We start from the raw sequence: 21,781 nt of genomic DNA on the forward strand, positions 1-21,781 counted from the left end.
AAAATTTATTTGTGTTTTGTCGTATACTGTCGTATAATACAGTTTGTTTGTAAACAGAAGTACATTTTAATAAGAAATAACAGGTGGTATTATGGAAAATAACAACTTGAATAAACTAGGCATTGACATCGGTTCTACAACTGTCAAAGTCGCCGTTTTAGACGAAAACAACCAGATTCTCTTTTCTGATTATGAGCGTCACTTTGCAAACATCAGGGAAACACTTGCCAGCCTTGTTACAAAGGCTTTAGAAAAATTAGGTGATCTGAAATTATCACCGGTCATCACCGGTTCCGGTGGACTGACATTAGCCAAACATCTTGAAGTACCTTTTGTACAGGAAGTCGTAGCTGTATCAACTGCCCTTTCTGAATATGCCCCTAAGACAGACGTTGCGATCGAATTAGGCGGTGAAGATGCAAAGATCATCTATTTTGAAAATGGTAATGTGGAACAGCGTATGAACGGAATTTGTGCCGGCGGTACAGGTTCTTTTATTGACCAGATGGCATCTTTGATCCAGACAGATGCAGCCGGATTGAATGAATATGCCAAAAATTATCAGGAGATCTACCCGATCGCTGCCCGCTGTGGTGTATTTGCAAAAACAGACATCCAGCCGCTGATCAATGAAGGTGCTACAAGGGAAGACCTTTCCGCTTCTATTTTTCAGGCAGTTGTCAACCAGACGATCAGTGGGTTAGCCTGTGGGAAACCGATCCGTGGCCATGTTGCCTTTTTAGGAGGTCCGCTCCACTTTTTATCCGAATTAAAAAATGCATTTATCCGAACTTTAAATTTAGACGAAGAACATACGATAGAGCCGGAAAACTCTCATCTTTTTGCAGCGATCGGCTCTGCGTTAAATTATAAAGAAGATTCCATTACAACACTTTCTTCCTTAAAGGAAAAACTTTCTTCTGACTTACATATGGAATTTGAAGTTGCCAGAATGCAGCCGCTTTTTGAAGATCAGGCTGAATATGATGAATTTTTAAACCGTCACAGAGGACATAATATCAAAACTGCGGACTTTGCCTCCTATCAGGGCAGCTGCTACCTTGGTATCGACGCAGGTTCGACGACTACAAAGATCGCCCTGATCGGAGAAGACGGTTCTCTTTTATATTCTTTTTACAGTAACAACAACGGCAGTCCGCTCGCTACAGCTCTCCGTTCTATCAAAGAGATCTATAAGCTTCTGCCGGACGGTGCAAAGATCGTACATTCCTGCTCTACCGGTTATGGTGAAGCTTTATTAAAGGCGGCTCTTTTACTGGATGAAGGTGAAGTAGAAACGGTTGCCCACTATTATGCAGCCGCATTTTTTGATCCAAAGGTAGACTGTATCTTAGACATCGGTGGCCAGGATATGAAATGCATCAAGATCAAAAACCAGACGATCGACAGTGTGCAGCTCAATGAAGCCTGTTCTTCCGGCTGTGGTTCTTTCATCGAAACTTTCGCAAAATCCTTAAACTACTCTGTACAGGATTTTGCAAAAGAAGCGCTTTTTGCAAAGAATCCGATCGACCTTGGTACACGCTGTACCGTATTTATGAATTCAAAAGTTAAACAGGCACAAAAAGAAGGCGCTACCGTAGCAGATATTTCTTCCGGTCTTGCTTATTCTGTCATCAAAAATGCACTGTTTAAAGTCATCAAATTATCTGATGCTTCTGAACTTGGTCAGAACATCGTTGTTCAGGGTGGTACATTCTATAATGATGCCGTCCTTAGAAGTTTTGAAAAAATATCCGGCTGTAAAGTTGTACGTCCTGATATTGCCGGTATCATGGGTGCGTTTGGTGCTGCCCTTATCGCAAGAGAACGCTATGAGGAAAACCAGACAAGCAGTATGCTCTCCACTGATGAAATCAATGCCCTGACATTTGATACAGAATTAACACGCTGTCAGGGATGTACAAACCATTGTCTTTTAACGGTCAACCATTTTTCCGGTGACAGAAAATATATCACCGGTAACCGCTGTGAAAAGGGACTTGGCGAAGTAAAGAAAAAAGAGGATGTTCCAAACCTCTTTGCTTATAAAAACCGCAGAATGTTTGCTTACCCGCCGCTTTCAAAAGAAGAAGCCGTCCGTGGTACTGTCGGCATTCCACGCGTATTAAATTTGTATGAAAACTATCCGTTCTGGGCAGTTTTCTTTAAAGAATTAAAATTCCGCACTCTGCTTTCTCCGCAGTCTACGAGAAAGATCTATGAGATGGGAATTGATTCCATTCCAAGTGAATCCGAATGCTATCCTGCAAAATTAGCCCATGGTCACATATCATGGCTGATAAATAAACAGGCTGATTTTATCTTCTATCCTGATATTCCATTTGAACGTAACGAATTTCCGGATTCGAACAACCACTATAACTGTCCGATCGTTACATCCTATGCGGAAAATATCAAAAATAATGTAGATGCCATTACTTCCGGTCAGGTGCGTTTCTTAAATCCATTTTTAACATTTGGAGACTATCACGCCCTTGAGAAACAGTTAGCAGAAGTCTTTTCCACAGAATTTCAGATTCCAAAAGAAGAAATTCACGCTGCCGTAAAAGCCGGCTGGAAGGAACTTTCCGATACAAGGATTGAAATTGAAAAGAAAGGTGAGGAAGTCTTAGAATACTTAAAGGCAAATAACAAACGCGGAATCGTCCTTGCCGGCCGTCCTTACCATGTCGATCCAGAGATCAATCATGGCATCCCGGAACTGATCACGTCCTATGGACTTGCTGTTTTGACCGAAGATTCGATCTCACACCTGCATCCGGTAGAGCGTCCTTTAATCGTTATGGATCAATGGATGTACCACTCCAGACTTTATGCGGCTGCAAACTATGTAAAGACGCAGGATCATTTAGACTTAATACAGTTAAATTCTTTCGGCTGCGGTCTTGATGCCGTTACTACAGACTGTGTCAATGATATTTTAAGTAAATCAGGCAAGATCTATACCTGCCTGAAAATTGATGAAGTCAATAACTTAGGTGCTGCACGTATCCGTATCCGTTCCTTACTTGCAGCGATCCGTGTCCGCGAGAAACGCAATACAGATAAGAACCGTACCATCGTTCCTGCAAATTACAACCGTGTGGTATTTACAGAGGAAATGCGTAAGAATTATACGATCCTCTGCCCACAGATGTCACCAATCCATTTTGAGCTGTTAGAGCCTGCTTTCCGTACCGCAGGCTACAATATGGTCGTACTCGATAATGACAACCGGACAGCAATCGATACCGGATTAAAATTTGTAAATAATGATGCCTGCTATCCTTCCCTGATCGTCGTTGGTCAGATCATGGATGCGGTCCTTTCCGGTCAGTATGATATGAGTAAAACTGCTGTCTTAATCTCCCAGACAGGTGGTGGCTGCCGTGCATCAAATTATATCGGTTTTATCCGGCGTGCCTTAGAAAAAGCCGGTTATAAAGATATCCCTGTCATTTCGATCAACCTAAGCGGCTTAGAGAAAAATCCGGGCTTTAAGATTACACTTCCGCTGATACAGCATGGACTTTATGCATTGATATTCGGTGATATCTTTATGCGCTGTCTGTACCGTACCAGACCATATGAAGCAGTTCCCGGATCTGCAAATGCACTGCATGAGAAGTGGAAGGAAAAGGTCATTGCCTTTGTTGCACAGAATAAAGTACTCTCCCACCGGAAATTCAAACAGATGTGCCGTGAGATTATCCGTGATTTTGACAACCTTCCGATGCTTGATATCAAAAAACCGAAAGTTGGTGTTGTAGGTGAGATCCTTGTAAAATTCCTTCCTGCTGCAAACAACTATTTAGTTGACCTGTTAGAATCAGAAGGTGCAGAAGCTGTTGTTCCTGACCTGACTGACTTTTTACTCTACTGCTTCTATAATCAGAATTTTCAAGTGGAATATCTTGGCAAGAATAAGAAAGCTGCAAGAAATGCCAACCTTGGCATTGCATTTTTCGAATGGTTAAGAAGTGCTGCCCGTGATGAATTTGAAAAGAGCCGTCATTTCACCCCGCCTGCAGAGATCTCTGTCCTTGCTGATTATGCCAAAGATATCGTATCTTTAGGAAATCAGACAGGTGAAGGCTGGTTTCTGACCGGTGAAATGTTAGAACTGATCCATACAGGCACGAATAACATTGTCTGCACTCAGCCGTTTGGCTGTCTGCCAAACCACGTTGTCGGCAAAGGAGTTATCAAAGAATTACGCAAACAGCATCCGCTTGCAAATATTGTAGCGATCGATTATGATCCGGGAGCCAGTGAAGTAAATCAGTTAAACCGTATCAAGCTGATGCTCTCTACTGCACAGAAGAATCTGGCTAAGTAAACTTTACAAAAAAACTTTCTTTTTTAGTAAAATAATATATAGAACTTTTGATAAACCGCTGTTATACAAGTCATAAGTATACTTCGTATAACAGCGGTTTTACTATGTACTAAAAATTATATCAGGAGGGATTTTATGAAGCACAGGGACGAAAGATTCTGTGCATGGCACTTGTTCTCACATTATCCGCAAGCTATCCGGCTTCCGGAAGGTTTTTCAAAACCTTTAGAGGACAATAACGGAATGACCTTAACAAGCAGTACTGCTACCTCTTTAGTATCTGACTGTGATACTGTGATCGATGTAAATGTACAGTGAAAAATGCTTCCGTTTACCACGCATCTGTAACAGACACATCTGTTTTAAAATCAAAGGCATTTACTTTACTTTTTGATGTAAAACAGTCTGCTCTTTCAGGAGATACTGCAATAACAGATCCTCGTGCCGCCTTTAATATCGGTAATAAGGCAAATGCCATCCATGTACTTACCTATTCCGGTAAATTAGGCTATGGTGCTGATGGCAGCAGCGGTTCTTCTTTATATACATATATTAACGGTTCATTTTATAGCCACATTTCGGGCAGACATTTCCACCTTTATAGGTATATCCACAGCGGAAACAACAGATCGTTTCATGCTTTTCACTGGCAAGATATGTCAGATTCCTGGAATCCGGTTTTTCCTGCAGATAAGATATGAAATCTTTCAGGCAGCTGCCCCATGCAGGCAGTTCTTTTTTGTCTACTGCATAGGGAAGTCTGATCTTCGTTCCATCTTTTATTTCAATCGACACGCCTGTATTTAACAGACCTGTCTGTGTCTGTACTTTCCGGATATCTCCGATCGGAATCATATATGCATTTAACATTGTCCTGTAAAATAAATGCTCCGGTGTCAAGATGATTCCTTCTTTTCCAGACTGATTTCTTGATGTATCCACAACTAAGATCGGATATTCAAATAATCCACGTTTTGTACCATAGGTATCTAATGCAAACCGGATCGTTGCTAATTCCTCCTCCGTTGCTTCTTTCATCATCACTTTTCTTGCCGGATAGAAATGATACCTGTCATTTTCTTTGATCTTTCCTTTTAAACTTTCCTGCAATTTATGGACTAATAACTCACACTCATCTGTTTTTAACTTGATCAGACGCTTCTTTAACATCTCAAGTGCATTTGTCTTAAGCTTCGGCAAAAAGATGCCTTCATCTACCTTTTGATAGGCTTCTAAGGCTTCATCTGCTGTCATCTGCGGCAGATTTTCACAGATTTTATCTAATGCTTCGCTATCCATTGCTGTAAGTTTTTCTTCTAACTTCTGCATGTAAGGAGCAAGCAGCTGTTCATCAAACTGCATCCCTTTTAATCTTCTCATCAATTCCGTAAGTCCGGTACGGTCTGCAATCCTTGTATGACGGATCATATTGGAAATCTCACGGCTTTCTGCTGCTTTCTGCTTCTCTTTTAATGCTGCCTCATATGGTGAAAGATCCACTTCGGAATAGCCTTTTAAACGATCCATAAAAGCTCGGAACTGTTTTAGATCCTGTGTCGATGGTGCTTTCTGTACCATTGATGCCACTTCTGCTTCGCCCTGCCTTTTCTTTTCCTGATACAAAGTTTCTAAAACCTTCTGCTTTTCTGTATCCGGCAGATCTGTCTTTTCAATTTCTGAAATTGCACGCTGCATCTTTGCGTAATTTTCTCCCTTACAGCCTGCCGCTAATTTTTGGATATATTCACATTTCTGTGCTTCTTCACGTTTCCGGATCTGAGCTAAGATCGGCTCTTTATCTGTATCATAAAGATTTTTTTCCTGCAAGAGCTCCTTTTTAAACGATTCTAACTGCGTCGGTGATAACCTGTCGATCACATTACATTTTGCAAGATATCGTTTTCTTGCAGCATCTAATTTTGTCTTAGGGATCTCTTTCTTTTCTATCTGGTCTTTTGATACCGTTTTACCATCCGAAGATGCACTATCTTCCTGCTGTTGATCTTCTGCCTGCTGGCTGCTATGCATAACGGAATGTCTTTCATTTCCTGGCTGACTGCCTGTTCCATCCTGCAGATCAGTGCTCTGTCCATCATTCATTTTTAAAGACCGATCCGGTCTGCCATCTGCACCCGACTGCGGCTCTGTCTGCCGGCTGCCATCTGCACTGAAATGTTCTCCATTTTTTCGTCTGCTGCCTGCTTTGAAATCTTTGGCACTCTGTCTGTCATCTACATGATTTCTATTTCCACGCTTAGGTGAGCGTCCTGCCTCATCTACGGCTTTTTCTAAATACTTCACACTTTCAGCCGGATAAAATCCTTCTTCGATCTTCGCCTTTAATACTTCTAATCCTTTGTCATCCAAGGCATCCATATTAGAACATATCGTTTCAAGACTTTCTTTTGTATCGTTGATCTGCATCTGATTCTTTCTTTTTCGTATCACTTCATATTCATTGAATTTATAATTGGACACACGATCTCCCTGGCTGCCTAACAGCTCTAAATAATCCTCATAAGCATGCGTATCACTCATAAAATCCATTACATAAACATCGCCTTCTGCTAAGAGTTTCTCCGGTCTTGGCGTATAAAAACAATGGCAGGTATTACAAGTATAGGCTCTGGCTAAAAATACACCACCCTCCACTGTTTCAATCCGAAATTCCTTATTTTCCGGAAAAACGACCATGTGCAGATACTCTCTGCATTTCGGACACTGATAACCTACCATATAAAAGTTATTTCCCAGACGGTTCTTCTGTCTTTGGGCATACGTTGTATCCTGTTTTAGAAATGTCTTTTTCTGCTTATTCCAGACTAATTTATGCCACAATCCACCGGATTCCATTTCTTCTTCCACCGGCTTTTCTTTTTCTTCTTCTGCCTCTATGGCACATCCGATGACATCTTCATAATTCAGCCGGATACCGGCTTTATAAAAGCGGAAATTCTCCTGACTATATCCCGGTTCCACAGCAAACTCCCGAAGAACTGTTGTAAATAATGTATTTAACTGTGCGTAATCCTGTTCCACTTTCACACCGCGGATCATGCCCCATTTTCCAAATGCATACAATACAAGATTTAATACATTCTGCACTTTTGTATGATTGTCAAGTTCGATCACATCTTCCTCTTTCACAGGTATATCGATGATATTCGTCAGGACTTTTCTATTCTCAAAATTGAAAAATAATGACCGTACCCTTCCCTGAAGGATCAGGTAATCTCCTACTACCACGAAAGTTCCGTTCCATTCTACCGGTTCTTTCATCGTCCGTATGAGTTTTTCAAATGTCAGTTTTAATTCTAAATTTGTTTTTAATATGATCATATCAAACACCTCTCTTATCTATTGTAATGAGGAATCGGATTTTCAATTTCATCTTTATATGTGGCATCCTTCTTATATGCTTTTTTTTAGTGTTATTTTTTGAATGTTTCTAAAAATTCATCTGTACTGGTACAAACCACAGCCGATTCAAGCATTTTTTGAAGTACATCCGTATCTGTTGTCTGCGTAACTAATTTTTTTATGGAATCTGTTAACAGATTTCTGATACTTAGAATATTGGTAACATTGGTGACTAATGTTTCTAATTTTCCCTCTATCCTACCTTCTGTCCTGCCTTCCTCTTTTCCTGCCTGAAACTCTTCCTGCATCAATTCTTCGATCATCATAAAGCGTTCCTCCATCTGACGGCTCTTTTTTATATCATTGACACTATTTTGCAGCTGTCTGACATAAGAATCATTGCAATCATCCGAATGAATGGCATCTTCTGCCCCAATATAATTTAACAGTTCTACTAATTCTTTCGGTACTTCTGATTCATTATTTCCTTTTGTACTTAATAATATCGTATGTCTGCCATTCTGTAAAGTTTTGCCTGTTTCTTTGCATACTTCTTCAAATGTATATCGGTATTTTCCATCTTCAAATGGATCAAAATCACATACAAAAATAACATATGCTTCCGGCAAGGTTTCATAACCTTCTGATGGGTGCAATTCACTCATATCAATCTGATCGTGATAATAACGTGTCCTACGTGGTAAGTTATTTTTTGGCTGAATCTGCATTTCGATATTAAATGCCTTTGAATTTCCTTTTGCATAGACATCCAGACGTATGCCATGATAATCTGGATGATAGATAAGACTTTTCTCTTTGTCTACAACAACATGATCAATCTGAATCTCAAGTGCCCGTTCTAAAAATCCCTGACAATTTAACTCATTCATCATAACTGCGGTGAACATGAAATTATCTTTGATTGTAAGCTGTTGTAATGTTCGTTTTTTCCCCATAGACTGTTTCCTCCAAAAAGAAGGATACCACCAGTGAAATGTAACATAAAATTATAAACGATACAATTCTTTAGTATAAAATTTTATGGAATTTTTATCTGTTTCCCAAATTTTATAAACTTTTAAGAAATCCCCCACGCCTCTGTTTATCGGCATTTCAGCTACTTTGTTAGCACTCATCATCAAAGAGTGCTAGTTTTCTATTGACTTTTGAAAAACCACGTTATAAGATAATATATAGATGAACAAAAATAGTACATTTAAGTATAAAGGAGTGTTTTTAATATGGCAGACAAACATGGCAGTTTATCAATCAACAGTGACAATATTTTCCCGGTCATTAAGAAATGGCTCTATTCCGATCACGATATCTTCTATCGTGAACTCATTTCCAATGGCTGCGATGCGATCACGAAACTGAAAAAACTCGATATGATGGGTGAATACGAACTTCCGGCTGATTATAAGCCTAAGATTGAAGTCATCACAGATTCCGATGCAAAGACATTGACATTTACTGATAACGGACTTGGTATGACCGCTGATGAAGTGGAAGAATACATCAATCAGATCGCATTTTCCGGTGCAAATGATTTCTTAGAGAAATATAAAGATAAGGCAAATGATGATCAGATCATCGGTCACTTCGGACTTGGTTTCTACTCTGCATTTATGGTTGCAGACGAGGTACACATTGATACGCTTTCTTATAAAGAAGGTTCACAGCCCGTACACTGGGAATGTGACGGCGGTACAGAATTTGATATGAAAGATGGTATCAAAGATACTGTCGGTACTACGATCACACTTTTCTTAAATGAGGATTGTTTAGAATTTGCAAATGAATACCGTGCAAGAGAAGTCATTGAAAAGTACTGCTCTTTCATGCCGGTTGAGATTTTCTTATCGAAAGCGAATGCTGAGCCACAATATGAAACGATCAATCCGGAAGACAGATTAGATACCGATACCGTGATTGAAACCGTTGTGGAAGAAGCAAAGACCGAAGAAAAAGAAAATGAAAACGGCGAAAAGGAAACGGTTGAAGTATCACCAAGAACCGAGAAATTAAAGATCTTAAAACGTCCGGTTCCGCTAAATGACACTACACCGCTCTGGACGAAAAATCCAAAAGACTGTACGGAAGAAGAATATAAGACGTTCTACCGGAAAGTATTTGCAGATTACAAAGAGCCGCTTTTCTGGATTCATCTGAATATGGATTACCCATTTAATTTAAAAGGTATCCTCTACTTCCCGAAGATCAATACAGAATACGACTCCATCGAAGGAACCATTAAATTATATAACAATCAGGTTTTCGTAGCAGACAATATTAAAGAAGTCATTCCTGAATTTTTAATGCTGTTAAAAGGTGTGATCGATTGTCCTGATCTTCCATTAAATGTATCCCGTAGTGCATTGCAGAACGATGGCTTTGTAAAGAAAATCTCCGATTATATCACCAAAAAAGTTGCTGATAAGCTGATCGGTATGTGTAAGACAGATAAAGAAGCCTATGAAAAATACTGGGATGATATCAGTCCATTCATCAAATTCGGCTGCTTAAAAGATGAAAAATTCTGCGATAAGATCAATGATTATATCTTATTTAAAGATATCAATGATAAGTATCTCACCCTGCCGGAATGGATCAAACCAGTCGAAGAAAGTGAAGAATCCTCTGACGAAGCTGCACCTGAAGTTGAAAATGCAGACGGATCTTCTGCAACGGATGACAATACCGAAGAAAAAGATGACCGCAGTGTGATCTACTATGTAACCGATGTGAACCAGCAGGGACAGTACATCAAGATGTTTAAAGAACAGGGCATGAACGCTGTGATCTTAGACCACAACATTGATACTTCATTTATCTCCCAGTTAGAGCGTCGTAATGAAAAATATAAATTCATGCGTATCGATGCTGACCTGACAGAATCCTTAAAAGAAGAAACAGATGCTGATGAATTAAAAGATGCCGCAGATACTCTTTCTGAGGTATTTCACAAAGCATTAAACAACGACAAACTGACGGTTAAGGTAGAAAAATTAAAGGATACCAACATTTCCTCTATCATCACGCTTTCCGAAGAAGGCCGTCGTATGCAGGATATGATGAAGATGTATGCCATGAGCGGTATGGGTATGGATGCATCCATGTTTGGTGCTGACCAGACCTTAACATTAAACGCTAACAATGATCTGGTAAAATATATCTTAGAGCATAAAGACTCTGAATATACCAATGATTTCTGTGAGCAGTTATACGATCTTGCCATGTTAAGCAACCAGCCATTAAGTCCGGATGCCATGACAAAATTCATTGCACGAAGCAATAAGATCATGATGCTGTTAGCAAAATAATTTCCGTAGACAGATTACTCAGTAGTCTGTGCTTAAAATAACCATCTGACAACAAACAGGAGCAACAAATGTGATCTCACATTCGCTGCTCCTGCTTATTTCATATAAAGACCTTTTTATATTTCACCGATTCAGATATTCTTTACTACTTTCTCACTGCTCTTTTCCGGCATACGATACAAAGTCCTACCGTAACTAATTCTGCTAATGGGATTGCCAGCCAGACTCCATAGATTCCCCATAACTGCGGCAGTATCATTAATGATGCCACAATACAGACAAACGTCCTGCTAAATGAGATCAGTGCAGAAGTTTTTCCATCTGACAATGCGGTAAAATAGGATGATGTAAAAATATTATATCCACTGAACAAATAAGAAATAGAAAACAGGATAAATCCTTCTACAGTCAGATCATATACTGCACTTCCCCTTGTTACAAAAACCATCGTCACAAAATCTGCCAATAAGAACGATAAAATCGTCACACCGATCGATGAACCGATCACAAATCGTTTACAGATCTTTGTGATCTTCCTGACCTCTTCCTCATTTTTTGCTCCATAATTAAAACTGATCACCGGGGCTGTCCCCATGGAAAATCCCATATACAAGGAATTGAACATGAACTGCGAATATAATATGATCGTAATTGCTGCAACACCATCTTCCCCGATCAGCTTCATCATGATGATGTTAAATAAATAGGTGATCACTGCATTCGAAATATTCGTGACCATTTCCGATGCACCATTAAAACATGCTTGTCCTAATTTTGCAAAATCCGGTACAAACCTGCAAAAATGGAGCTCTTTATTTTTCTGCAGGAAAAAAATGCATCCGATGACCGCAGGGATCACTTGTCCGATTCCTGTTGCAAGGGCAGCACCCATGATTCCCATGTCTGCAATGCCCATAAAAACATAATCTAAGACAGCATTTGTAATTCCGGCTAGGACCGTAACTGCCAGTCCCAAATGTGGCTTTCCTGCTGCCACAAAAAATGACTGAAAGATCATCTGTAACATGGCTGCCGGTGCAAAATACATAACGATCACTAAATATTCCCTGCAATATCCGATTAGTTCTTTATTTGCCCCTAACAGATAGTAAAGTGCATCTCCTGAAAATACAACGATCCCCATTAAAAGCAGCGAACATACCAGTCCTGCCACTACCAGAAATGTAAAATCCTCTCTTGCTTCTTTTTCCTTTTTCTCTCCTAATTCTTTTGACACCAAAGCACTTCCACCTGTTGCGATCATAACTCCGACGGCAAATAATACGCTGATCGGCGGATATACGATATTTGCCGCAGAAAGTGCCCTGCTGCCTACTAATCTTGAAATAAAAATCCCATCAACGACCTGATATAATGACATAAATACCATCATTACCATCGATGGAAATGCAAATTTCAATAATTTCAACGGTGTAAATTTCTGCCCGATAGACTGTGACATTTTAAATTCTCCTAAATCTGTTTCTTTTTTTGAAATGTATCTGCATGCTGCGGTCGTTCCAAAGGTATCACCTGCTTTTACTACATATATCTCCATTGCATATCCTAAACTTTTTTCTTAGAATATGCGGTTAAAAAATCCCTGTTCAGTCTATTGTCATATCGATAATCTCAAAAAAACTGTCTGTGGAAATACTTCCATCTGTTACAAGCGGAATATTTTCCCATACAGATTCATTTAAGTTTGACGCAAGCGTCGATACAAATTCCTCATATACATCATCAAATGCTGCTTTTTCCCTTGCATCTACAATATTTGATTTGTTTGCATCTGTCAGTTCCTCATTAAACTTATTGATACATTTGATAAAATAAAAACCGTCGTCTGTCTGTATACAGTCTGATACTGCTCCATCATCCAGTTCAAAAGCTGCTTTTTCGACTTCTTCCGGAAGATCTCCCCGTCCAAAAGTAATCTCAATGACAGGTTTCTGGTTATAATTGCTTGCTACTGCTGCAAAATCTTCCCCTGCAGCTAGTTTTGCCGATACCTCTTCTGCCTTATCCTGTGTCTTGACATAGATCTGCATGGCTTCCATGATCCTTGCCTCATCATCACTTACTTCTTCATCCACACTCTGCGTCAATGACTGGTATACTTTATTTGCAAGTGCGTAATCTTCATACATGGACTCAATATCTGACTGTGATGCCCCTGTATAGGTCAGTTCTGCTTCATTTAAGGACTCATAATATTTTGCTGCTGCATCTTTGATGCGTGCTTTTTCTTCTGTAGTTAAAGCAATTTCCTGATCTTCTGCCAACAGATCCATACAGATGATCTTTGTCATTTCTGATAGTGCAACTTCTTTTACATATTGTTTTAATTTTTTCTTCTGAAATCCCTGCTCCCACAGATCGATGCCATAACTCTTGCCATAGATATTCTGATAATTGGCAAGGTAGACTTTTGCTTCTGTCTGGTTACAGGAATCCCCGCCTATTTTAAATACATCCTTGCTTCCGACACCACTGGTAACTACGATCTCTTTGCCGCCAATGCTGCATCCTGCAAAAAATACTGATACTGCAAGTACCCCTGCAAGTAGATTGATCTTATTTTTCATATGTGCTCCAATTCTATATTACAATTTATGGATCTCAAAAGCTGTAACCATGTTCCTCTAACCTTCCACGATCAGATATCTGTGATCTGAAAGTGGAAATACTTCACTTGCTTCTTCGATTTCCTGATCGCTCATTCCTGCAACATCCATGCCGGATTCTTCTAAATATTCTTTTACTTCTTCTATATTTTCACAGACAACTGCCATGCAGTCTTCTAAAAATTCTTCTGCTTCTTCCATATTAGACGCTACTTCCTCACGAAATAGCTGTGTCTGCATTTTTAAAAATACTTCTAAACATTCTTCATCATATGTTCCCATGGAAATTCCTCCTGATTTCTCTGTCTATTCTAATACCTTTATCTATTCCACATCTTCGTTACGATTCTAAATCCATGAATGACGGCATTGCTGCTATCGTTTAGCTGCTTGCAGGATAAAAGTAATTCCTTATTGCCCTTCATATCATATTATGATTCTCCATAAATATCAACGCCAAGTTTTAACAATTCCTGATAGATTCTTGCCACCGGCAGTCCTACCACGCTATTATAATCACCTGAGATCTTTTCTATGAATATGGCACATTTCCCCTGAATCCCATAACCTCCTGCTTTATCAAACGGCTCTTTCGTATCTATATACCATTCCCGTTCTGCTTCGCTCATCGGATACATCGTCACTTTCGTTTCTTCAAAAAAACTATGTACAGTCGTTTTTTCTCCTGACCGTAAGATCAATGTCACACCGGTATAGACTTTATGGCTGTCTCCCTGCAATAAAGAGATCATGCGGTAAGCATCTCCCTTATCCTTTGGTTTCCCTAAAATTGTATCTTTGTAAGCTACGACGGTATCTGCCCCGATAATTACTTCTGGGATGGTGATTTCTGTACGCTTTTTTACAATTTCTTCTGCTTTCTGCCTTGAGAGATCCATAACAACTTCTTCCGGTCTTTCATATTGGATCACTTCCTCACCACAAGCCGGAATGATCTCAAATTCCAGACCGATCTGTTCTAAAAGTTCCCTTCTCCGTGGAGAAGCAGACGCTAATATATATTTCATTCTGACACTCCTGACTTTTTCTTCCTGTCTGATATCTTTATCATACCTCAACCACTGCATCTAAGTAAAATGAATATAACAGTTTTTCTTTTACTTTTTTTCCCAGATTTGCTTCTAGGGCACACTGATAGAGGTCTAACTGTTTCTGATAGCGGTTTTTCAGTTCTTCTGCACTGTTTATCACATCTGTTTTATAATCTAATAATACGATCTCATCATCTTCGATAAAAAAGGCATCTATAATTCCCTGCACTAAGACCATTGTATCGCTGCCATCATGCTCGATCTCATCTGCGGACTGTCCCATCACAAATGGACGCTCTGTAAAGAGTTCTTCTCTTTCTGCGGCAGCTTTCATACGCATTGCAAGTGGAGACTGGTAAAACTGCACTAATTTCTTCCTGCGTAAAAGCTGTCGCATTTCTTCGGTCAGCCGTCCTTTTTCAGTGATCTTTATGATTTCCTTTTCTAACTGCTGTTCTAAATCATCACTTCCGGCTAATGTTTTCACATCTAAGCACTCTAATGCCCGGTGCATGGCACTTCCCCGCAGTGCACCCTGATTGACTGTTGTATCTTCACCACCTGCAAAACGTGGAATATACGGTGTAAATTCCAATGACTCCGTTTTCTGAAGCGGAGCACTTTTTAGTTCTTCTTCCTCGAATACAGCCTCCATTGCCCGATGCTTTAACTCAGATACAGAATATTTGACCTTCCGGTTTGTTTCGATCTGATATGGATACTGATAGGACAACTGTTTTGTAACATAAGCATCTGCTTCTTCATCAACATCGGATACCCGGTATAACAATTCTCCTAAACCTGCTGCCTTATCAAGCTGTTCTTTGGTTTCTTCTTCTACTAACTTCTGTACGTCCCAGATCTCGATCAGGGAACTTTCGCCACTGGCTGCTGCCGCTGTTAAGATCCAGTCTAAAAACGATCTTGCACCTGCCCGCTCTAAAAATGCGATCTTATCTTTGCTCTGATAACGCATCTCTAATTTCTCGATACAGGCTCTGACATCTTTTTTTACTCCGGTGATGATCAGCTTTTCCTTTGCTCTTGTCAGTGCTACATAAAGGACACGGAGTTCTTCTCCGAGATTTTCCAATTCCATCTGTTTTGCAACCGCTTTTTTATATAAGGTTGCTCCATAGACCCTCTGTTTCGGATCGATAAAATCAACTCCGGCTCCTAGATCCGGATGAATGACAAGACGGCTTCTGACATCTGTTTTATTAAAATTTTTTGCTGTTGCAGATACAAATACGACCGGAAATTCCAATCCCTTACTCTTATGGATCGTCATCAGTTTTATGGCATCAGCACTCTCATTTACAACATCGGCTTCTCCATAATCTACCTCATATTTCTGTAACCTGTCCATATAGCGGATAAAGTGGAACAGTCCTCTGTAACTTGTCTTTTCATATGCAACTGCCTTTTCTAACAGCATTTCTACATTCGCTTTCCGCCGTTCCCCTCCCGGCATCGCAGATACATAGCCTGCATAACCGCTGTCCTCTAAAATATAATATAACAGTTCATGTATCGGCAGTTCCGTTACTAAGCTTCTATATCCCGATAATTTCTGTAAAAAACATTCTAACTTTTGATACAGAGTTTCTTCTAGCTGCGTCTGGTCTGCCTCTAAAACGCTGGCATGAAATGACCTCTCTCCCCCTGCCGCTTTTAATCTGGCTAATTCTTCATCCGAAAAACCGCCGATCGGGGAACGTAAAACTGCTGCGAGCGGTATATCCTGTCTTGGATTATCTAAAATCTTTAACAAACTTAAAATTGTCTGTATCTCTAAAGTCTGAAAATAGCCGGTTCTTGAAGTCGCATGTGCCGGAATGCCTTTCTGTTCAAATACTTCCATAAACGTATCTGCATATTTGCCGAAACTCCGCAGTAAGATCACAATATCTGAATAGCGTATATCCCGCAGCATACCGGTTTTCTTATCCGTTACCTGCTGTTCTCTCATCAGTCTTTTGATCCGGTCTGCGACAAGTTCTGCCTCAAGTGCCACCGGATCAGTCAGTTCTGCTTCTTCTAACAGTTCCTCTTTGCTGTCTGCTACAAGGATCTCCGGCTTCATGTCATCAGATTGCGGATATTCTGCCCCTAAATATAATGCTGCCGCATCATCATATTCAACATTTCCTAAATCCCGTTTCATCAGCTTTTCAAACATATGATTTGTAATATCAAGGACTTCCTTACGGCTTCTGAAATTCTTATGCAGCTCGATCTTCTGGCAGTTTGATCCTTCAGACGTATACGCATCATATTTTTCCATAAAAAGTTCCGGTCTTGCTAAACGGAACCGGTAAATACTCTGCTTGACATCTCCTACCATAAACCGGTTATATTCGCCGATATCTTCTTTTGAAACCGCAGATAACAGACTCTCCTGCACCAGATTACTGTCCTGATATTCATCGATCATAACTTCTTCATAGAGTTTTTTACACTCAAATGCTGCCTCTGTCGGTTCTTTTGTATCTTCATTTAATAAGATCTTCAATGCAAAATGCTCAAGATCCGAAAAATCTAAGATATTCTTTTCCCTTTTCTTTGCATCAAATGCATCTGTAAATTCTTCTGTCAGACGGACTAATTCCGTCACCACCGGAGCCATCTGTGCTAAACGGTTCAGGATTTCTTCTTCTGTGTCAAAAAAGAAATCTTCTTTTAATTTTTTGACTGTGCTTTTGATCGTATCTCTCTGTTCCTTAAAGCACTCTAATTTTTCAATACTGCCTTCATACTTACGATTTACAGGAAGTCTGTCAAATGCAAAATGCTCTAAAACCTCTGCCATCTGATGATATCCGGCTGCATCTTTTAAATGTTCGATGCGAAGTTGATCCCGCTCTGCTGTTTCCTTTAAATACAATGGTCCATCATCATCTGATGCCAGCTTAAGGTTCTGCTCTGCTAAACCTGTAAGATCCATGCAGATCTGCCGTAAATAGGTCATTAAAGCCTGCATCCAGTCCTTATGCTCTAATTCTTCCATATCTTTAAACTGATATGCCTTTGTCAATCCATGCAGCCATTCTTTTGGCCATGGTGCACTCATGGAAAGATGATATAATTTAAAGATCAGTTCCCGCAGGGCATCATCTTTTTTTCCTGTTGCAAAACATTCCACAAACAGTAAAAATTCCTTAGTCTTTTCTTCATAATTTTGATTTAAGACTTCTGCGATCACATCTTCCCGAAGAAGATTTAATTCGCCTTCTTCCGCAATCCTAAAATTCGGCTCAAGATCGATCCTGTGAAAATAATTGCGGATCAGATTCAGACAAAAACTGTGGATCGTCGTGATCTGGGCATGATGAAGCAGTGTCGTCTGTTTTTGCAGATGTGTATTTTCCGGATCTTTTTCTAAAGCAGCTTCAATCGCAGCACCAATACGCTCCCGCATCTCTGAAGCCGCTGCCGCAGTAAAAGTTACGATCAACATTCTGTCTATATCTACCGGATGTTCTTTATCTAAGATCCTCTGTATGATACGCTCCACTAAGACAGCTGTCTTTCCGGAACCGGCTGCCGCAGAAACTAAAATATTCCGGTTTCTTAAGGTAATGACCTGTTCCTGTTCCTTTGTCCACTTCATACTCATAGTTCCTGACTTCCTCTCATTTTTCCGATGATCTCCTCATCTGACAATTCTTCTAACTTCCGGTAGTCAAATCCCGGCACCTTTCTGTCAAAATGACAGATTGCACGGTATGCACAATAATCGCAGCCGGTCTGATCTCCTAATGCATATGGCAAAACACCGATATCCCCTTTTAACATCCGCTGTCCTAAATGCAGGATCGTTTCATTGACATAAGAAGATAATGCTGCAAAATCGGCGGTATTCATCGCCTTTGAATTTTTTTTCAAAGAGCCGTCTTTATTTAAACCGACCGGAATGACATCAGAGGTGACACTGACTGCCCCATCTAAGGAAGTATCTAAACTGTCGATCACTTCACGGCTGTCATTTGCTAATCCATTTAATTTTAACTGTTTTAAAATATTCTTCTTTAATTCTTCTTCACTTAATGCCTGATCTGTTTCTACCATCGGATCATTGACATGGTAATAGAAAATACCTGCCGGAACTACTTCTTTTTTCGGATACCGTTTCTCCATCAATTCGACTGCTGCATTCATATAGACAACCAGCTGTAACTGCAATCCATGATAGATATTTAAAAACTGGAAACTTGTATTGCCGGATTTATAATCAATGATCTTGACATATACTTTATCCTCATTCTGATAGGTGTCAATCCTGTCGATACGTCCACGCAGATGCATCTTTTCTTCTTCACTCAGCTGGAAATTGACCGATTTCATATCTTCTGCATAGGAAAAAGAAACCTCGAATCCATCCGGTGCAAATTTTCCCTGTCTGACCTGATATAAAAGTGCATTGACTGTCCGTTTTAAGATACGGTACATTCTGTCTTTTGCATAACTGCTTCTCGCATTTTCATACAAAGCGGTATTATGATTTTCTCCTAACGCCTGTTCCACTGCTTCTTCTAAGATCTGCTCACTTTCTTCCTCTGTAACCGTAAACCAGCTATATCCATGTTCACGCAGTTTCTTCGCATACTGCTCTAATACTTCATGGAATACATTTCCGATATCCACCGCTGCAAATCCGCTTTCACTCCGTTCCCTTAACATCAGTCCATATGTCAGAAAATGGGAAAAAGCACAGGCTGCAAAGGTTTCTAGTCTGGTCACACTGTTTTCTATGGACGTTCCGTACAAGGCTCTCGTAACAGCAGCAGAAATCGGTGTATCTTCATGTTTTAACTTCGCTGCCTCTAAAAGTTTTGCGGCTTCTTCTTTTAACTTCGGCTCATTTTCATACCAGCGGCATAATGCTGCCCAATAACGGATCTGTTCTTCTTCCTCATTTTTCTGCCATTTTGAGGCATGTTCCATTCCCTCAACTAAAAGTGCCCTTGCACTCTTTGGCGTTACAATCCGCTTGATGAATGGTTCTTCCTCAATCTCCTGTATTTCAAGACCTTTATATAATTTTAAGATCATATGGATCAGATACGAACTTCGCATCGCTTTTCCTTCTCCATCGACTCTCGCATAAGACAGATAAAGTTTTTCCGATGGCTTGGTCAGATTCAGATAGAGATAAAATCTCTGGATAAAACTTTTTTCCCTGACAGTCGGTGCTAATTCGATCTGCATTTCTTCTAAATGCTCCCGCTCTAACTGGGAAAGAATCCCATCTGCTCCACCTGCTTTTGGAATGACTCCATCATTCACGCCTGCAAAAAAGAGTACTTTGATCTCATTTAAGCGGCTTCGCTCAATATCTCCAAAGACTACTCTGTCATATCCCGGAGGAATGATTCCCACATCTGCCGCCTCATAGCCTGCATCTAAGATACGTGCAAACTCTTCTAAGGAAATTTCTTCCTCTCCTAAGAGTTCAACCATCTTATCGAATAATTCCATGACGATCCGGTAGATCTGCGCATATTCTTTTGCGTGCTTTAGATCTCCTGCTTCTTCATAGAACTGTTCTTTTTCTTTTAACTGCTTCTCGATCTGCCGTTCACAGATGAACCGGTAAAAGCTTAGTATCTGCTCTTTTACTGTGATATTTTTCTGTTTTAGTGCCGGATAAAATGAAGAAAACTGTTCTGCGATCTTTTCCCGTATCTCATTGATCCCTGCTAAAGATTCTTCTGTATACGCCTTCGGACGGTAGCAGAACATCTCGCTCCACTTCTTATAACCCCTGATTCCGGCTGCAATACAGTAATTTTCAATCCGGTCAACTTCTTCTGCTGTAATGCCTGACAGCCCACTCCGCAGATATCTGAAAATGCTCTCATTGGAAAAATCATATAATACCACTGCTAGAGATGCCCGTAAAAACTCAATAAATGGGTGAAATATGATTGAAGTTTTCTGATCGATAAATACCGGAATCTGATACTCCATAAAAACTTCATTGGCATAATTCGCATATCCCTGCAGATCGCCACAGACGATCGCAATATCCTTATAACGGTACTGCCCATTCCGCACTAAACGTTCAATCTCCCTTGCAATATACTGCAGTTCCTCCCTTGGATTTTTCAGGCTGTAGATAGAAATATCCGTCTGTCCTTCCTTTAGATCATACTGATCCCCCCTGCTGCGGAACAGATTCTGCTCAAGGAAAAAGAGTGCCTCTGACTGCTTGAAACGGCTGTTTTTATGATGTGCAAAAACGATCGGATCTGTAACAGGAATATGCAGTTCATCTGCCATCTTCTGTAAAGACCTGATCATTTTTTTACTCATCGCAAAAAGTTCATGTGCACCCATACAATGATAAAAGTTCTCCCTCACATCGATCGTCACAGTCACATAGATATCTTCTGCCGTTTTTAATAATTCATTGATCAGCCGGTTTTGTATCGGTGTAAATCCGGTAAATCCATCAAATACGATCACACTGTTTCTTAAGATCTCTGACTGGTCTGCGACATCGATCAATAACTCTAAGACTTCTTCTGCCGTTACAAAACGTCCCTCTAAGAAATCCAAAAAACCCTGATACATCGTCAGCACATCTTTTAATTTATAAGAAAAACTTCCCTCAGGAAGTTTTTCTGCTGCCTCTGCTAACTGCATAGGCATTATGTTATATTGTGCTAATTCAGAAATCAGGGATTTTACTTCGTCAATATAGCCCATTTTTGTCATATTCTTCTTAAGTACCGTAAGCTCGTCCGCTTTTTCCTGTGCAATGCGTCTTAAGATCAGATTCTTTCCGGTTTCTTCTAAGACCTGATAACAGAAACTTCCTAATTCATCGAACACCCTGTATGCAAGCCGTTTAAAACTTAAGATATCGATATTCATAATACTGTGATGCATCTGCATATCTACCAGTTCCCGCTGCGTCTGCATCGTAAACTGTTCCGGCACGATGATCAGAAAATTCTTCTTTGGATCCTGATTCGATAATTCCACAATTTTCTGATGGATATAATAGGTTTTCCCACTGCCGGAATTACCCAGAATAAACTGTAATGCCATATATTTCCCCTTTTTACC

At 40.0% G+C, this 21,781-nt stretch carries 12 protein-coding genes; 3 read left to right on the forward strand and 9 right to left on the reverse strand.

Annotated features, from left to right (window positions below; all coding sequences use genetic code 11):
• Positions 1–91: 91 nt before the first annotated feature.
• The gene (locus tag H8S17_RS04635; RefSeq protein ID WP_186866422.1) at positions 92–4,342 is read left to right on the forward strand and encodes a 2-hydroxyacyl-CoA dehydratase; all 4,251 of its coding nucleotides are present in this window, start codon (positions 92–94) and stop codon (positions 4,340–4,342) included.
• A 135-nt stretch (positions 4,343–4,477) separates the two neighbouring features.
• Positions 4,478–4,660 (forward strand): hypothetical protein, encoded by a 183-nt coding sequence (locus tag H8S17_RS04640; protein WP_186866423.1) that lies wholly within the window; start codon positions 4,478–4,480, stop codon positions 4,658–4,660.
• Positions 4,661–4,673: 13 nt separating this feature from the next.
• On the opposite strand, the gene H8S17_RS04645 is transcribed toward H8S17_RS04640, so the two are convergent.
• The 3 genes from H8S17_RS04645 to H8S17_RS04655 all read right to left on the reverse strand — a co-directional run bounded on the left by H8S17_RS04645 (position 4,674) and on the right by H8S17_RS04655 (position 8,658).
• Positions 4,674–4,820, reverse strand: a complete 147-nt coding sequence (locus H8S17_RS04645; protein ID WP_186866424.1) for a hypothetical protein — start codon at positions 4,818–4,820, stop codon at positions 4,674–4,676.
• A 74-nt stretch (positions 4,821–4,894) separates the two neighbouring features.
• Complete coding sequence (locus H8S17_RS04650) at positions 4,895–7,681, reverse strand: hypothetical protein (protein WP_186866425.1); 2,787 nt, start codon at positions 7,679–7,681, stop codon at positions 4,895–4,897.
• 92 nt (positions 7,682–7,773) lie between these two features.
• Complete coding sequence (locus H8S17_RS04655) at positions 7,774–8,658, reverse strand: Rpn family recombination-promoting nuclease/putative transposase (protein ID WP_186866426.1); 885 nt, start codon at positions 8,656–8,658, stop codon at positions 7,774–7,776.
• 285 nt (positions 8,659–8,943) lie between these two features.
• On the opposite strand from H8S17_RS04655, the gene htpG reads away from it, so the two are divergent.
• On the forward strand, positions 8,944–11,025 hold the full coding sequence (gene htpG / locus H8S17_RS04660) for a molecular chaperone HtpG (RefSeq protein ID WP_186866427.1): 2,082 nt from the start codon (positions 8,944–8,946) through the stop codon (positions 11,023–11,025).
• A 145-nt stretch (positions 11,026–11,170) separates the two neighbouring features.
• Here the strand turns inward: htpG and H8S17_RS04665 are convergent, their stop codons facing one another.
• The 6 genes from H8S17_RS04665 to addB all read right to left on the reverse strand — a co-directional run bounded on the left by H8S17_RS04665 (position 11,171) and on the right by addB (position 21,763).
• A complete protein-coding gene (locus tag H8S17_RS04665; protein WP_330595619.1) occupies positions 11,171–12,583 on the reverse strand; it encodes an MATE family efflux transporter in 1,413 nt (470 codons plus the stop codon).
• Between the two features lie 49 nt (positions 12,584–12,632).
• Positions 12,633–13,613, reverse strand: coding sequence for a peptidyl-prolyl cis-trans isomerase (locus H8S17_RS04670; RefSeq protein WP_186866428.1), 981 nt, complete (start codon positions 13,611–13,613; stop codon positions 12,633–12,635).
• A gap of 57 nt (positions 13,614–13,670) precedes the next feature.
• Positions 13,671–13,934 carry a glyoxalase gene (locus H8S17_RS04675; protein ID WP_186866429.1) on the reverse strand — a complete coding sequence of 88 codons (264 nt, stop codon included), beginning with the start codon at positions 13,932–13,934 and terminating at the stop codon, positions 13,671–13,673.
• A gap of 149 nt (positions 13,935–14,083) precedes the next feature.
• Positions 14,084–14,680: a Maf family protein gene (locus H8S17_RS04680; RefSeq protein ID WP_186866430.1), complete on the reverse strand. Its 597-nt coding sequence runs from the start codon at positions 14,678–14,680 to the stop codon at positions 14,084–14,086.
• A 40-nt stretch (positions 14,681–14,720) separates the two neighbouring features.
• Positions 14,721–18,323, reverse strand: coding sequence for a helicase-exonuclease AddAB subunit AddA (gene addA / locus H8S17_RS04685; RefSeq protein WP_186866431.1), 3,603 nt, complete (start codon positions 18,321–18,323; stop codon positions 14,721–14,723).
• On the reverse strand, positions 18,320–21,763 hold the full coding sequence (addB, locus tag H8S17_RS04690; protein WP_186866432.1) for a helicase-exonuclease AddAB subunit AddB: 3,444 nt from the start codon (positions 21,761–21,763) through the stop codon (positions 18,320–18,322). The genes addA and addB overlap by 4 nt, the downstream gene beginning before the upstream one ends.
• Positions 21,764–21,781: the final 18 nt, after the last annotated feature.

Origin of the sequence: Roseburia zhanii (genome assembly GCF_014287635.1) — a bacterium.
Classification (GTDB): Bacteria; Bacillota; Clostridia; order Lachnospirales; family Lachnospiraceae; genus Roseburia_B; species Roseburia_B zhanii.

Coding starts and splice junctions, on each gene's coding strand:
- H8S17_RS04635 (WP_186866422.1), top strand. CDS start 92: ATGGAAAATAACAACTTGAATAAACTAGGCATTGACATCGGTTCTACA.
- H8S17_RS04640 (WP_186866423.1), top strand. CDS start 4,478: ATGAAGCACAGGGACGAAAGATTCTGTGCATGGCACTTGTTCTCACAT.
- H8S17_RS04645 (WP_186866424.1), bottom strand. CDS start 4,820: ATGGCATTTGCCTTATTACCGATATTAAAGGCGGCACGAGGATCTGTT.
- H8S17_RS04650 (WP_186866425.1), bottom strand. CDS start 7,681: ATGATCATATTAAAAACAAATTTAGAATTAAAACTGACATTTGAAAAA.
- H8S17_RS04655 (WP_186866426.1), bottom strand. CDS start 8,658: ATGGGGAAAAAACGAACATTACAACAGCTTACAATCAAAGATAATTTC.
- htpG (WP_186866427.1), top strand. CDS start 8,944: ATGGCAGACAAACATGGCAGTTTATCAATCAACAGTGACAATATTTTC.
- H8S17_RS04665 (WP_330595619.1), bottom strand. CDS start 12,583: ATGGAGATATATGTAGTAAAAGCAGGTGATACCTTTGGAACGACCGCA.
- H8S17_RS04670 (WP_186866428.1), bottom strand. CDS start 13,613: ATGAAAAATAAGATCAATCTACTTGCAGGGGTACTTGCAGTATCAGTA.
- H8S17_RS04675 (WP_186866429.1), bottom strand. CDS start 13,934: ATGGGAACATATGATGAAGAATGTTTAGAAGTATTTTTAAAAATGCAG.
- H8S17_RS04680 (WP_186866430.1), bottom strand. CDS start 14,680: ATGAAATATATATTAGCGTCTGCTTCTCCACGGAGAAGGGAACTTTTA.
- addA (WP_186866431.1), bottom strand. CDS start 18,323: ATGAGTATGAAGTGGACAAAGGAACAGGAACAGGTCATTACCTTAAGA.
- addB (WP_186866432.1), bottom strand. CDS start 21,763: ATGGCATTACAGTTTATTCTGGGTAATTCCGGCAGTGGGAAAACCTAT.